Origin of the sequence: Streptomyces mayonensis (assembly GCF_018982965.1) — a bacterium.
In the GTDB taxonomy this organism is placed as follows: Bacteria; Actinomycetota; Actinomycetes; order Streptomycetales; family Streptomycetaceae; genus Streptomyces; species Streptomyces mayonensis.
Window position 1 is genome coordinate 1 of the sequence record NZ_JACBYP010000076.1, and the last position, 14,336, is coordinate 14,336.

Genomic DNA, 14,336 nt, shown 5'->3' on the forward strand with positions numbered 1-14,336 from the left:
GGGCTGGGGGGTGTCCGGCATGCGGGGAGTGTGGGGCGGTGCGGAGTGCCGCCGTTATTGTTTCGCGTGGAGGCGAAACGACAGCGCGTCCGGCCGACAGACGCCGCCCAGCCCGTCCGGTGCCGACATAGGGATAGGGGCCACCCGACCCGTCCGGCGCCGCCCAGCCCGTCCGGCGCCGTCCGGTGCCGTCCGGTGCCGCCAGGCCGTCCGGCGCCGTCCAGCGCCGTCCGGCACCGGCGGGTTCTCCTCGTCCGTGTCCGCGTGTCCGGGAAGGTGGTGGTCGTCGTATGGGCTGGTGGCAGATCGACACCGACACCCTCGCCCGCAGCCGGTTCGTGATCTCACCGCTCGACGAGACCCTGGCCTGTCTGAAGATGCTGTACTTCGGCGTGGCCGGGCACCCGGGCGAGCGGGCCTGGCTCGACGCCCACCGCCCCGCCCACCTGCGCCGCATGGCGGCCGACCCGGTGACGGCGCTGCTCGTCGCCGCGGGCCTGGGCAGGGAGTGGAACGCCGACTTCCTCACCCCCACCCCGGCCGAGGGCCAGAGCTTCGCGGACGGCATCGCCCGGATCCGGGCCACCGGCCCCGACGCGGCCCGCGCCGACCTGGCCGTCTCCCTCGGGGGCACGCTGCCCGCCGCCCTGGACCGCGACGACCTGCCCGAGCGGGCCGCCACGGTGCTGGAGGACGTCTGGGCCGAGGCGGTACGACCGGACTGGGACCGGCGCCGCCGGGTCCTGGAGGCGGATGTCGTCGCACGGGTCGCGCAGGTGAGCCGGGGCGGCTGGGCGGCCGCACTGGACGCCCTGCGGCCCGGCACCCGCTGGCTCGGCGACAGCCGGCTCCAGATCAACCTGAACCCCTACCCGCCCCGCGACCTGTCCGGCGCCGAGCTGATCCTCGTACCGATCACTCCGCAGCGGCACGGCTGGGTGGCGTGGGAGGAGCCCGAGCGGTACGCGGTGGTCTACCCCTGCTCGGGCACCCTCGCGGACGGCGGCGCCCGGCGCGTGCCCGCCGCCCTCGGCGCCCTGCTCGGGCCGGCCCGCGCGGCCGTGCTGACGCTGCTCGCCACCCCCATGAGCACCAGCCAGCTGGTCGGGGTGACCGGTCAGGGGCTCGGCTCGGTCGGCCGGCACCTGCGGGTGCTCCTCGACGCGGGGCTGGTGCAGCGGCGGCGGGCGGGGCGGTCGGTGCTGTACTCCCGCACGCCCGCCGGGGAGGTGCTCGCCGAGGCGGCCGGCGGAGGCCGGGGCGCGGGGGCGCCGGACTAGCATCCGTTCCATGACGAGCTCACCGAACACGCGGAACGACGACAGCCTCCCCCTCGACGTGGAGATCGGCGCCCTGCAGGGCGGAAGCGCGGACCTCGCCCAGTACGCGGGTCAGGTCGTGCTGGTGGTCAACGTGGCCTCCAAGTGCGGGCTCACCCCGCAGTACTCCGGCCTGGAGCGCCTGCACGAGCGGTACGCGGAGCAGGGGTTCACCGTGCTGGGCGTGCCCTGCAACCAGTTCATGGGCCAGGAGCCGGGCAGCGCCGACGAGATCGCGGAGTTCTGCTCGGCGACGTACGGGGTCACCTTCCCGATGACCGAGAAGGTCGAGGTGAACGGGGAGGGCCGGCATCCGCTGTACGACCGGCTGACCGGCTTCGCGGACGCCGAGGGCCACAGCGGGGACATGCGCTGGAACTTCGAGAAGTTCCTGATCGGCCGGGACGGGAAGGTCGCCGCCCGGTTCGCACCGCAGACGGAGCCGGAGTCCGACGAGGTCGTGACGGCCGTGGAGAGCCGGCTGGCGGGCTGATCGCGCGGAGCTGCGTCGCCTTTCCGGTGGTGCGGTGAGGTGACGTGACGGAGCCCCCTCGGCAAGGTCGGCGAACTGGTCGAGAGGGCTCCGTCGGCGGCACTCGTGATGGTGATGAGAGCTGTGGTGCTGTGGTGCTGTCTGGTGGTCAGCGGTACGGGTGGGACGGTGTGCGGTGGGCTACTTCTTGACCGAGGTCACGAAGGCGTTCCACGCGTCCGCGGGGAAGGCCAGGACCGGGCCCGCGGGGACCTTCGAGTCACGGACGGCGAGTGCCGCCACGAGCGGTGACCTGACCTCGACGCACGCGCCGTTCCCTCCGGAGTAGGAGGACTTGGTCCACGATGACTGGGCGCCCTGAAGAATTGCCATGTCTGCTCCGATGGCGAGATGCTGAGTGCGGTATACGCCAATGACGTGTGATCTTTGGCGTGATCGACGCTACTCGCTGACCTCCCCGTACGGAGCAGCCATTCACCCGACCGAGTGGCATATTCCAGGCGACTCTTCCAGTACGTCGCGGCAGGGGTGTACTCTGCCGCCCGCGCCCGCCCTGGCCGCCTTTACGGTTCTTACGGTTACGGTCCGCTAGCGCGCGTACTCCTTCGCGACGTCCTCGATGCGCTGCCGCGACTGCTCCACGTTCAGGGCCTGCGCCCGCAGGTGCTCGTACATCACCGTGTACTTCTGCACGTCCGGCGCCTTCTCCAGGTACAGGTCACTGGTGACGCCCTCGATGTAGACCACGCTGGAGTCGGCCGCGTCGGCGAACTCCAGGATGGAGTACTGGCCGTTGATGCCGGGGTGCGCCCCGACGTCGAACGGCAGCACCTGCACCGTGATGTGCGGCAGCTGCGACATCTCGGCGACGTGCTCCAGCTGCTCCCGCATCACCTGCCTGCTGCCCACCACCCGGCGCAGGCTGGCCTCGTCGAGGACCACCCACAGGCGCAGCGGGTTGTTCTCCGCGGAGATCCGCTCCTGCCGCCGTATCCGGACCCGCACGCGCTTCTCGACGTCCGCGACCGACGTCTCCGGCAACGCACCCTGGATGAGGGCCTCGGCGTACGCGCTGGTCTGCAACAGGCCGGTGATGATCTGGGGTTCGTAGGTACGCAGTGACTCCGCGTCCGTCTCCAGGCCGATGTAGACGCTGTACGGGATGTCGCCGAAGGCGTGCCACCAGCCCTGCTGGCGCGAGTCCTTGGCCATCTGCATCAGCGAGTCGACGACCCGCTGGTCCTCGACCTCGTACACCCCGCACAGGTCGCGCACGTCACGCTGACTGATGCTGCGCCGCCCGTTCTCCAGACGGCTGATCTTCGACTGCGAGACCAGCAGCCGCTCGGCGACCTCCTCGGCCGTCATGCCCTTGAGCTCACGGAGCCGGCGCAGCTCCTGGCCCAGCCGACGCCGCCTTACGGTGGGATTGACACTCGACGCCACGGGACGTGCACCTCCGGCTGCGTGACTCATACTTGCCACTTTGTGTATCTGCTGCTGAGCAGACTGCCACCAAGGTGCTTACTACCGCTGGGAAACGGTCGATATGCGCCGCGTACACGCCAGTTCGGGGAGCCACTCGTTCATGTGGCCCGCGTGGGGCGGCGGAACCTTTCCGCAAGTCCGGGCGTGCCGGACGTACGGTCGGTCCCGCCGCCCCGCGCGAACCTGCGGCTCCCGTGACCGGGCCTGGGGACTGACGGTGCGGCGATGCTGTTGTTGCGGTGTTCCGGTCGTGCCGTACTGCGGCCCGGTGCGGCTCAGTGGACCGCCGCGCGCGCCATGGATCCGTGGCGCGGTTGCGCCGGAACGCCGCGGGCGGGCTCCGGGGCGGGCCTCGCCGCCGGTCCGGCGGCCTGGCGGCCGGCCGCCGGGGCCGGAGCGCGGCGTGGCTGGGCCGCCGCGCCGTTCTGGACGTCCATCACCGCGTGCGCCACCAGGCCGCCCATGGGGTCGTGCCTGATGAGGTCCCGCAGCCGGGACCGCGACGAGCGTCCTTCGTTGCCCGGGTAGAGGTGCTTGCCGAGACCGACCGCGTGGGCCAGCGCGGCGAGCGCCGCGGTCCGCGGATCCGGCGGGACGCCGGTGCGGATCGCCGAGTCGAGACGGGCCTTGATCTCCCTGCTGATCGCCGTGTCCGTCGCCTGGTAGCGAGTCGTCGGCAGCACCCCGCACATCTGGCCCTCCACGGCATGCACCATGCCGCATCGCTCCAGGTGCGAGAGGTAGGTCTGGCGCAGCCCCAGGCGGGGTCCGCCAATCCAGTTGACCGCCCGTACGGGAGCGCCGCGCCTTCGCAGCAACTCCAACGCGCAGTCCAGTGTTGGATCTCCTGTCGGCCGTGGGGCCACCACGGCGATACGATCCCCGTCTGGGGCTATCCGTCCGGCCAGCGCCAGCTCCACCAGCTGTGCTCCGGCCAGACCGAGGTCGAGCGACTGCGGCTGTGCGGTGGTACCCGTGGTCGGGTCCAGCGCCAGCAACAGAAGCTCCTCCGGAAGTGTTCTGCGGCTCCTGCCCATCCATGCCTCCCCGCGTGGATGACAGACAGGGTGACCCCTCTCACATTGGTCTGTCGAGGGTGCGTGACCGGTTCGTAGTGGAACCAGTAGGTATGTCGTTCTCGTCTACCGCGTGGGTTCCCCCCGTACGCAGGACACTGGTAGATGGTTTCGGTACGGGTTCGGTAGCGCGCACAGGTCGTGCGGCGCATGGAGGAGGCATCGGTGGCGGGCGAGTCCCCCGACAGGTCGAAACAGCGCGAGTCGTCGGAAGAACCGACGTCGGGGAGCGCGGGTCCGGTTCCCGAAGCCAGGACCGGGACGAGTGAGGCGCGCGATCCGCGGCTGTCGGTCGCACGGGAGGACCGGGAGGACACGGAGCGCTCCGCGGGGTCGACGTCTTCGGCCTCCAGCGTGACGGCGGGGTCCGGGGGCGGCGTCGACACGGCCACGCGCGTGCTGTCGGTGCGCGAGACGGACACGGAAACGGAAACGGAGACGGAAACCGAGGAAGGGCCCGGGACCGGTGCCGGGGGCCGGGGCGAGGCCGGGACCGAGAACCGGACCGAGGCCGACGCGGAGGCATCGGGCTCCCCCTCGGAGGACTCCACCGGGGCGACCGAGACGGCCGAGACGGATACGGCGGTCAGCTCAGCCCCCGCAGACGCCACAGACGCCACAGACGCCTCGGACGCCTCGGACACGGCGGAGACCTCCAAGGCGGGCGACAGGCCCGAGACAGCCGACGACTCGGATACCGCCGACAGGCCTGACGCGCCTGACACATCCGATACGTCCGATACCTCTGATACACCCGACGCGTCCGAGTCCGCCGGTGGCAACAACGGTCGGCTGCGGGATGCCGTGGCCGCCTGGGTGGCCACCGCGGACGAGCGTGCCGCAGCCAACGCACAGCTCAAGGACGCACAGGACGAGGACGAGCAGGGCGAGGAAGCCGCCGAGAAGCGCGCAGGAGACACCGGGAAGGCCGCCGAGGGCGCCGGTGCCGGCGAGGGCGCGCCGGGCAGCGACACGGCCGACGGCGGCGCCGAGGACGGCGACAAGCGCGAGCAGCCCGCGGAGGCCGACAGCGACGGCGACGCGGACCCGGACGCCCCCTCCGACGCCTCCGACGCCTCCGACGCCCCCGGATCCGACGAGGACTCCGTCGCGGGCTCCGACCGGCCCGTCGACCAGCCCACCGCCGTGTTCAAGGCGCCCCGGCCCGACAAGCCCGCCGTCGACCAGCCGACGACGATGCTGAAGCTGGGCGACACCCCCACCCCCTCCAAGACGACCGACAAGACGACCGACAAGACGACCGGCAAGACGACCGACCGGCCCGGGAAGCCCGAAAAGCCCGGGAAGCAGCCCGGTCAGCCCCGGGATGTCGAGCGGACCAGCAAGTTCGTGGCGTTGCGGCAGCCGGACGACCTCGCGACGCGCAAGCCCCCGGCGCCCCCGAAGCCGCCGTCCGGGGCGCCCCGTACCGGGACCACCACCGCCGTACCGCATGTCGGGCCCGAGCGGACCACGCAGCAGCCGGTGCCGCCGAAGCCGCCGCTGGACCTGCTGGCGGAGCTGACGAACACCCCGCCGCCGCCGGAGACCGCGCTGCGTACGACGGTGCGCCGGGTCAAGATCTGGACCCCGCTGGTCGTCCTGCTGCTGATCGTCTTCGCCGTCGTGCAGTCGATGCGCTCGCTGCCCCAGCCGACGCTCGACCTGACGGCGCAGGAGAGCTTCACGTTCGAGGGCGGCAAGCCCCAGATCCCGTGGCCGTCCAGCGGGCAGGCCGCGCTCGACGTGCAGGGAATCGGCACGTTCGGCTCCTCCGGCGACCAGAAGCCGGTGCCGATCGCGAGCGTGGCCAAGGTCATGACCGCGTACGTCGTCCTGCGCGACCACCCGCTCAAGAGCGGCGCCGACGGCCCGAAGATCAAGATCGACCAGTCGGCGGAGGACCAGTCGGACGCCGGCCAGGAGTCCACGGTCGACGTCACCGCGGGCGACTCGATCACACAGCGCGAGGCCCTGCAGAGCATCCTGATCGCGTCCGCGAACAACGTGGCGCGGCTGCTGGCCCGCTGGGACGCGGGGTCCGAGAAGGCGTTCGTGGAGAAGATGAACGCCGCCGCCGAGGACCTCGGCATGAGCAACACGACGTACACCGACCCCTCAGGGCTCAACAACACGACGGTGTCCACGGCCGTGGACCAGGTCAAACTGGCCAAGGACGCGATGAAGCAGCCCGCGTTCCGCGAGGTCGCCGCGATGATGTCGTACGACGACTACAAGGGCACCAACCACTCCAACTGGAACCAGCTGGTCGGTCACAACGACGTGGTCGGCATCAAGACCGGCACCACCACCTCCGCCCTCGGCAACCTCGTCTTCGCGGCGAAGAAGGAGGTCGACGGCGAGACCCGGACGGTCGTCGGAGCCGTGGTGCGGCAGCCGGCGGGCGGCGCGGACAACACCATCCTCGGTGCCGCCCTGGACTCCAGCGACAAGCTGATCCGGGCCGCGCAGGACGCTCTCGAGTCGTCGACGATCGTGAAGAAGGGCACCGTCGTCGGGTACGTGGACGACGGCCTCGGCGGCCGTACGCCGGTCGTCACCACGCAGGACGTCAAGGCCGCCGGCTGGGCCGGACTGACCGTGAAGCTGACGTTCGACGCGGACGAGGTGCCCCACACGGCCGCGGCCGGCACCAAGGTCGGCAGCCTCGCGGTCGGTGACGGCGGCACGAGCGGCGCGGTCAAGGTGCCGGTCGCGCTGCAGGAGGAGCTGGTCGAGCCCGGGTTCGCCGCCAAGCTGACCCGCCTGGGCTGACGGCCGGCCCCGCACGCGCCACCCGCCCGCACGCCACGCGCCACGCGCCGCACGCCCGCGTCCGCAGGCCCCGCGCCCCCGCGGTCACCCGACCGCGGGGGCGTTCGCGCGCGCCGGAAGCGTCCCGGAAGCCCGTCGGCGCCCGTCGCGGAACGTTCCGGAGGACCTCCGGAGGACCTCTGGAGGGCGTGTGACGCCCCTGCGGGGTAGCCGAAAGGGAGGAAGCCACGGCGTGCGGGTGCGTGCTAGCGTCACGAAACGGGGCAGTCGCCGGTCGCGGAACGGGACACGGCCCACAGCAGAAGACGGGACACGGGGAGTGCCTTCAGGTGGCCACTGCGGAGCCGACACGCGCCGACGACGCCGATCCGGGCCCGGGTGCCGACCCGGGAGCCGATGCGCGCCCGCACGTGCCCGCGCCCCGCAGGGACGACGCGAACCCCGCACGGTCGGACGCCGCACGGTCGGACGGCGATCAGGCGGACGGCGATCAGGCGGGCACCGTACGGTCGGACGGCGAACGGGCGGGCGACGGTGAACCGGAGCGTGCCGAGACGGAAGCGCCCTCGGCGATGAGAACCGCGTTCCTCGCGCTGCGCGAGCGCATGCTGCGCCACCCGGTGCTCTCCGTGACCGCTCTGGCCGGAGCCCTCCACATCGTCTGGTTCTTCACGTTCGCGAACAGCGGCGGCGACCTGGCGGCGCAGGACGCGTGGGCGGAGTTCGTCGGCCGGCACCCGGACTCGGCGTACAACCTCGCCTGGTACGGCGGCATGCACCCGGTGTCGTACAGCGTGGTCTCGCCGTACCTGATGTCGGTGCTCGGCGTGCGGACCACGATGATGATCGCGGGGACGCTGTCGGCCGGGCTGCTGACGATGATCCTGATCCGCAGCCGGGTGGTGCGCAATCCGCTGTGGGCGTCACTGGCCGGCCTGTTCGCACTGCTGGGCAACGCCGCGTCGGGGCGGGTGACGTTCGGGCTCGGCATGATGTTCGGGCTCGGCGCGGTCGCCGCGGTGTTCTGCTGGCCGCACCGCTGGCGGCACGAACGCTGGGCCAAGGGGCTGTGCGCGGCACCGCTGGCCGCGCTGTCCACGATGGCCTCGCCGGTCGCGGGGCTCTTCGTCGGTCTGGTGGCGGTCGCGCTGTTCCTCCAGAAGCGCCGCCCGGGCGCCTGGTCGCTGGGCCTGGCGCCGGCCGCCGTCGTCGCGCTCTCGGCGTGGCTGTTCCCCTTCTCGGGCACGCAGCCGATGTCCATCGGCTCGGCGATCCTGCCGGTGGTGTTCTCGGGGCTGGTGTACGCGCTCGTGCCCCGGGACTGGGTGACCGTACGGATCACCTCGGCGGTCTACGGCCTGTCCGTGCTGCTGGTCTGGCTGATCAGCTCACAGATCGGCTCCAACATCACGCGCCTGGCGATGCTCTTCGCGGGCGTGGCGCTGGTGGCGGCGCTGCCGTTCACGGTGCGCAAGACACGCAAGTGGTACGCGCTGGTGGTGTCGGTCGTCGGCTTCGTGACCTGGATCGGCGCCGCGTCGGCCAACGACATCGTCCACACCACGCCCGCCGCGTCCTGGGCGCGCGAGCTGGCGCCGCTGGTCAACGAGCTCCAGCAGGTCGGTGCCGGGCGCGGCCGGGTGGAGGTCGTGCCGGCCCGCTCGCACCGGGAGGCGTCGGCGCTCGCGCCGTACGTCAACCTGGCGCGCGGCTGGAACCGCCAGGCCGACATGGAGCGCAACCCGCTCTTCTACGACGACACGCTCAACTCGGCGAACTACCACGAGTGGCTGCGCCGCTGGGCCGTGCACTTCGTGGTGCTGCCCAAGGACGAGCCGGACGGCGACGGCGGTGAGCGCGAGCGGGAGCTGGTGCAGCGGGGGCTGCCGTTCCTGAAGCAGATCTGGGGCGACGCCAACTGGCAGCTGTTCCAGGTGACGAACCCGACCCCGCTCGCCGAGCCCGACGCGGAGGTCCGGCGCGCCGAGCAGGGCGAGTGGACCATCGATGTGAAGAAGCCGGGGCGCGTCCTCGTCCGGGTGCCGTACTCGCCGTGGCTGAGCCTGGTCGACGCCGAGGGCAACAAGCTCGAGCCGCCGGAGGAGACGGAGGCCTCCAAGAACGCCCCGGAGGGCACGCCGAAGACGTACAAGAACGTGAACGGCTGTGTGACGGAGACGGAGGAGACCGCCGAGGGCGACCGGTGGACGTGGCTGGAGGCTCCCAGGGAGGGCACCTACCGGCTGGCCGCGCCGTACGGGCTGAAGCGGGGCACGCCGTGCCCGGAGGAGATGCGTCCGACGCTGGAGTGAGCCGCCCCTCGTGACGGCGTCCACCGACGCCGAGACCGATGCCGACGGCGGCGCTCGACGACCGATGCCGACGGCGGCGCTCGACCCGCCCGCGACCCGCCCGCAGCACCTCCGCGACCCGCCCGCAGCACCTCCGCGACCTGCCACGGCACGTCCGCGATCCGCCGCGGCACCTCCGTGATCCGCCGCGGCGACGCGCTCGCGGCGGCGGTTCATGTAGGTGAACCAGGAACAGTCCGCCGAACCTTTTTACCTCCTCTTGACCTTCCGCTTTCTTGTCGTGCCCGCGTCGACGCAACCACGATGAGCGGGCACTTCGCGGCCTGCCTCGCCCCTACCCCGCTCGTGCGAAGTGCCAACCAGCTGAGCGGAGTTCACAAGGCGGACCCCGGAAGGGGGGCACATGAACGGTCTCGACTGGTCCGTGCTCATCGGCTACTTCGCGGTCATGGTGGCGATCGGCGTCTGGTCCCACAAACGTGTGGGCACCGTCAGCGACTTCTTCACGGCCGGCGGCAAGATGCCCTGGTGGCTGTCCGGCATCTCGCACCACATGTCCGGCTACAGCGCGGTGATGTTCACCGGCTACGCCGGCATCGCCTACACCTACGGCGTCACCTCCTTCGTGACGTGGTCGTTCCCCATCGCGCTCGGCATCGCCATCGGCTCCAAGCTGTTCGCGCCGCGCATCAACCGGCTGCGCTCGCGGCTGCACGTCGCCTCGCCGCTCGAGTACCTGAAGAACCGGTACAACCTGCCCACCCAGCAGGCCCTGGCCTGGTCCGGCATGCTGCTGAAGATCGTGGACGTGGCCGCGAAGTGGGCGGCCATCGCCACGCTCCTGTCGGTCTTCACCGGCATCACCCTCAACCAGGGCATCCTCATCACCGGCGTCATCACGGGCATCTACTGCACGATCGGCGGCCTGTGGGCGGACGCGCTGACGGAGCTGGGCCAGTTCGTCATCCAGCTGCTGGCCGGTGTCGCGATGTTCGTGGCCGTGGTGCTGGAGCTCGGCGACCACGGCGGCTTCTTCGGCGTCTGGGACGAGCCCGCCCTCCAAGGACACGAGAAGCCGCTGGTCGGCCCGTACGGAACGGTGTTCCTGCTCGCCTTCCTCTTCATCAAGCTCTTCGAGTACAACGGCGGCATGCTCAACCAGGCCCAGCGCTACATGGCCACGAAGAACGCCCACGAGGCCACCCGGTCGGCGCGGCTGTCGGCGGTGCTGTGGCTGGTGTGGCCGCTGGTGCTGTTCTTCCCCATGTGGATGTCGCCGCTGCTGGTGGAGTCCCAGAAGGCGGACGGCTCCGACTCCTACGCCCTGATGACCGAGCAGCTGCTGCCGCACGGGCTGCTCGGCCTGGTGATCGTCGGCTTCTTCTCGCACACCATGGCCATGTGCTCCTCGGACGCCAACGCCATCGCGGCCGTCTTCACCCGTGACGTGGCACCGGTGCTGTCGAAGCGGGCGCGGGGCTGGGGGCAGCGGTCGGGGCTGCTGGCGGCGCGGCTGACGACGGTGGTCTTCCTCGGCTTGTCGATGGCGGTGGCGACGCAGGTGGATTCGCCGACGTTCAAGGACATCATCACCGTCGTGATCAAGTGGGTCGCCGGGCTGATGGGCCCGATCGCGATCCCGATGATGCTCGGTCTGCTGCGGCCCTTCCGCCGCTCCGGCCCGACGGCCGCGCTCACCAGCTGGGGGCTGGGGCTGGTCGCGTTCTGGCTGGTCAACTACCCGATCAACTGGAACGTGGACGGCGGGGTGCCGCTGGAGTACCAGGTCTCCGTCCCGCTGGCGGTCTCGCTCGTCCTGTACGTCCTGATCGGCTACCTGAAGCCGGAGGACACCCCGGAGCGACTCGCGATCATCGAGCGCGTCAACACCGACGGGGACGGCGACGCCTCCGGAGCGGCGGCCGCGATCCCGACACCCGCGGACGGCGCGGACGGCGTGGTCGGGCGGGGCAGCCGCGTGGGCGACTAGAGAACGACCACGCGTGGGCGACCGGAGGACCGCAGGACGACCGGAGGACCGCAGGACGACCGGAGGACCGCAGGACGACCGGAGGACCGCAGGACAGGAGGAGCAGGACAAGAGGATGGGAGGAGACAGGCCCTATCCCCGCGGGTAGCGGGTCAGCCAGCCCGGGGAGGAGCCCGCCGGGCCGTGCAGGGCGGGGCCCTGGGTCATCTCCATCGCGAAGTCGTCGGCCAGTTCCAGGACGGTCGGGCGGCCCTCCAGTTCGGCCAGCCAGGCCGGTGGCAGGGCCGTCTCGCCGTGCAGGGCGCCGAGCAGGCCGCCGGTGAGGGCGCCGGTCGCCGCGGAGGGGCCGTCGTGGTTGACGGCGAGCCGCAGTCCGTGCCGTACGTCCTCGCCGACGAGGGCGCAGTACACGGCGGCGGCGACCAGGCCCTCCGCCGTGCCCTCGCCGATCAGCGCGGTCACCCGGCCCGGCGCCGGCATGCCCTGCCGCACCGTGCCCAGGGCGTGCTGGAGGGCGTCCGTCACGGCCTGGTGGCCGGGGCGTGCGGCGAGCAGGGCCAGCCCCTTCTGCACCGCGGCGTCCAGGCTCTCCCCGCGCGCCAGCCCGTGCACGATCACGGCGTACGCGCCCGCGGCCAGGTAGCCGGTGGGGTGGCCGTGGGTCTGGGCGGCGCACTCGACGGCGAGCTGGGCGACCAGTTGCGGCTCCCAGCCGACCAGGAGCCCGAACGGCGCCGAGCGGGCGGCGGCCTCGGGGCCGCGCTCGTCGGGGTTCTTGGGCGCCTCGGGCGTACCCATCGTCTCGTCGCCGAGGCCCAGCAGCAGCGCGCGCGGCGCGTCCCGGCGGACGTACAGCCACTCCTCGTGGGCCAGCCAGCCGTCGTCCTTGCGCCGCAGGTCGGGCCCCCAGTCGCGCTGGGTCGCGGCCCAGCGCCGGTAGGCCCGGTGCAGGTCGGTCGGCGGGTGCCAGGCGCCGGTGTCGCGCCGTACCTGGGCGCGGATCAGCCCGTCCACGGAGAACAGGCTGAGCTGCGTGAGGTGGGTGACCGCGCCGCGCCGTCCATAGGCGGGGGCCAGGTCGGTCAGCCCCTCCGCGCCGTGCGCCTCCCGGATCCCGTCGAGGCCGAGGCCGTCGACGGGGGCGCCGAGCGCGTCCCCCACGGCCACGCCGAGGAGCGTCCCGCGCACCCGGCTGCGGAAGTCCTGCTGCTCGGTACGCCCCCAGACGGCACCCGCTGTCGCGCCCACCAGGACCTCCCTTCGGCACTGTCCACAGCGCTGTCCGACGTCACCGCCGTCCACACGGCTGCTGTCCACGTCACTGTCCGTACGTACGACTGTCGTACGTGCGACGCCCAGCACTGTATGCGAACGGGGGCGGTCAGTTCAGGGCCGGAACGGACCACAACGGTGTGGAAACGCTCACGGCGGGGGTGGTGCCAGGTACACCCCGTGTCCGCCGCCTGACACCATCGAACGGACGGCGGGACTGCGAAAGGCTCAAGGAGTCGCGAGAACAGTCCTGTTGCTCCTGTTGGAAGGAAATCCCCGTGTCCGCTCGTCTCCACACCTCCTCCGTCCCCGGCACACAGGACGTGCACAGCGCCCCGGGCAAGGACAAGCCGAAGAAGCAGCGCGGGCGCGTGCTGTCCGTGGTCGCCGCGCTGGCGGTCCTGGGCGGCGGCCTCGCGGTGAGCGGTTCCCTGGCCTACGGCTCCCCGGACGGCGCCGGTCACCGCGACGCCGTCAGCGAGGGCGCGAAGGACCTGGTGCGCGAGGACGGCTTCCCCGCCGCGCTCGCCGCCGTCGAGGGCCGGGACGGACACGTCCGGGACTACACGGCGGGCGCGGGCGACCTGGAGACCGGCGCCTCCGTGCCGGTGAACGGCCAGGTCCGGGCAGGCAGCAACACCAAGTCCTTCACCGCGGCGGTCGTGCTCCAGCTGGTCGGCGAGGGCAAGGTGAAGCTGGACGAGCCGATCGAGACGTACCTGCCGGGTCTGGTGCGCGGCGACGGCATCGACGGCAACCGGATCACGGTGCGCAACCTGCTCCAGCACACCAGCGGCCTGCCCGACTACGTCCAGGCGCTGGGCGCCGACCCGTTCGACATCCGCGACACGTACTACAACCCGCGCGACGTGCTCGACCTCGCGCTGAGCCAGAAGGCCGCGTTCGAGCCGGGCGCGCAGTGGCAGTACAGCAACACCAACTACGTCCTGGCGGGCCTGCTCGTCGAGAAGGTCACCGGCCGCCCCTTCGGCGAGGAGATCACCCACCGGATCATCGAGCCGCTCGGCCTGAAGGACACGTACTGGCCGGGCACGGGCGAGCGCGGCATCCGGGGCGAGCACCCCAAGGGCTACGCCGCCGCCACTCCCGGCGCTCCCCTGGAGGACATCACGCGCCTCGACCCGTCCCAGGCCTGGGCCGCCGGGCAGCTCGTCACCACCCCGCGCGACCTCAACCGCTTCTTCTCGGCCCTGCTCGACGGCGACGTGCTGGGAGCCGCCGAGCTGAAGGAGATGACGACCACGGTCCCGGTGACCGAGGGCGCCCCCGCGCCCGGCACCGGATACGGACTGGGCCTGTTCAGCACTCCCCTGTCCTGCGGCGGCGAGCTGTGGGGCCACGGCGGCTCGATCCACGGCTACGAGACCTACGGCGGCGCCACGGAGGACGGCCGCGCGGCGACCGTGGCGACCACGGCGCTCTCCAGCTCGGTGGCGGCGGACCCCGAGGACATGATGGCGGCCCACCAGCACGTCTACGACCTGGTGGACACGGCCGTCTGCCGGTAGCAGTCGTCAGCAGTCGTTGCCGGCCCCCGGGGAGGGGAAGGCAGGCACCGGGAGGGGGAGGGCGGGACGGCGTGATCACGAT

10 protein-coding genes are annotated in these 14,336 nt (G+C 71.9%); 6 read left to right on the forward strand and 4 right to left on the reverse strand.

Translation table 11 applies throughout. The features are described 5' to 3' along the window. Positions 1–290: 290 nt before the first annotated feature. Complete coding sequence (locus HZS56_RS25060) at positions 291–1,280, forward strand: ArsR/SmtB family transcription factor (protein WP_216723052.1); 990 nt, start codon at positions 291–293, stop codon at positions 1,278–1,280. A gap of 10 nt (positions 1,281–1,290) precedes the next feature. Continuing rightward, positions 1,291–1,812 carry a glutathione peroxidase gene (locus tag HZS56_RS25065; RefSeq protein ID WP_253914823.1) on the forward strand — a complete coding sequence of 174 codons (522 nt, stop codon included), beginning with the start codon at positions 1,291–1,293 and terminating at the stop codon, positions 1,810–1,812. Between the two features lie 180 nt (positions 1,813–1,992). Here the strand turns inward: HZS56_RS25065 and HZS56_RS25070 are convergent, their stop codons facing one another. The 3 genes from HZS56_RS25070 to HZS56_RS25080 form a co-directional block, all read right to left on the reverse strand. Beyond that, entirely contained in the window at positions 1,993–2,184 is a 192-nt protein-coding gene (locus tag HZS56_RS25070) for a DUF397 domain-containing protein (RefSeq protein ID WP_216723053.1), read from the reverse strand. A 216-nt stretch (positions 2,185–2,400) separates the two neighbouring features. Further along, complete coding sequence (locus HZS56_RS25075; protein ID WP_216723054.1) at positions 2,401–3,258, reverse strand: helix-turn-helix domain-containing protein; 858 nt, start codon at positions 3,256–3,258, stop codon at positions 2,401–2,403. A 317-nt stretch (positions 3,259–3,575) separates the two neighbouring features. Next, positions 3,576–4,337, reverse strand: a complete 762-nt coding sequence (locus HZS56_RS25080; protein ID WP_216723055.1) for a GOLPH3/VPS74 family protein — start codon at positions 4,335–4,337, stop codon at positions 3,576–3,578. Positions 4,338–4,526: 189 nt separating this feature from the next. Between HZS56_RS25080 and HZS56_RS25085 the strand changes: the two genes are divergently transcribed. The 3 genes from HZS56_RS25085 (at position 4,527) to HZS56_RS25095 (ending at position 11,453) form a co-directional block, all read left to right on the forward strand. After that, positions 4,527–7,151 carry a D-alanyl-D-alanine carboxypeptidase gene (locus HZS56_RS25085; protein ID WP_253914825.1) on the forward strand — a complete coding sequence of 875 codons (2,625 nt, stop codon included), beginning with the start codon at positions 4,527–4,529 and terminating at the stop codon, positions 7,149–7,151. A gap of 329 nt (positions 7,152–7,480) precedes the next feature. After that, positions 7,481–9,463: a DUF8823 domain-containing protein gene (locus HZS56_RS25090; RefSeq protein WP_216723056.1), complete on the forward strand. Its 1,983-nt coding sequence runs from the start codon at positions 7,481–7,483 to the stop codon at positions 9,461–9,463. 403 nt (positions 9,464–9,866) lie between these two features. After that, positions 9,867–11,453 (forward strand): sodium:solute symporter family protein, encoded by a 1,587-nt coding sequence (locus HZS56_RS25095; RefSeq protein ID WP_216723057.1) that lies wholly within the window; start codon positions 9,867–9,869, stop codon positions 11,451–11,453. Between the two features lie 132 nt (positions 11,454–11,585). On the opposite strand, the gene HZS56_RS25100 is transcribed toward HZS56_RS25095, so the two are convergent. After that, positions 11,586–12,701: an ADP-ribosylglycohydrolase family protein gene (locus HZS56_RS25100; RefSeq protein WP_216723058.1), complete on the reverse strand. Its 1,116-nt coding sequence runs from the start codon at positions 12,699–12,701 to the stop codon at positions 11,586–11,588. A 398-nt stretch (positions 12,702–13,099) separates the two neighbouring features. Between HZS56_RS25100 and HZS56_RS25105 the strand changes: the two genes are divergently transcribed. Beyond that, positions 13,100–14,254 (forward strand): serine hydrolase domain-containing protein, encoded by a 1,155-nt coding sequence (locus HZS56_RS25105; protein ID WP_253914831.1) that lies wholly within the window; start codon positions 13,100–13,102, stop codon positions 14,252–14,254. The last annotated feature ends 82 nt before the right edge of the window (positions 14,255–14,336 follow it).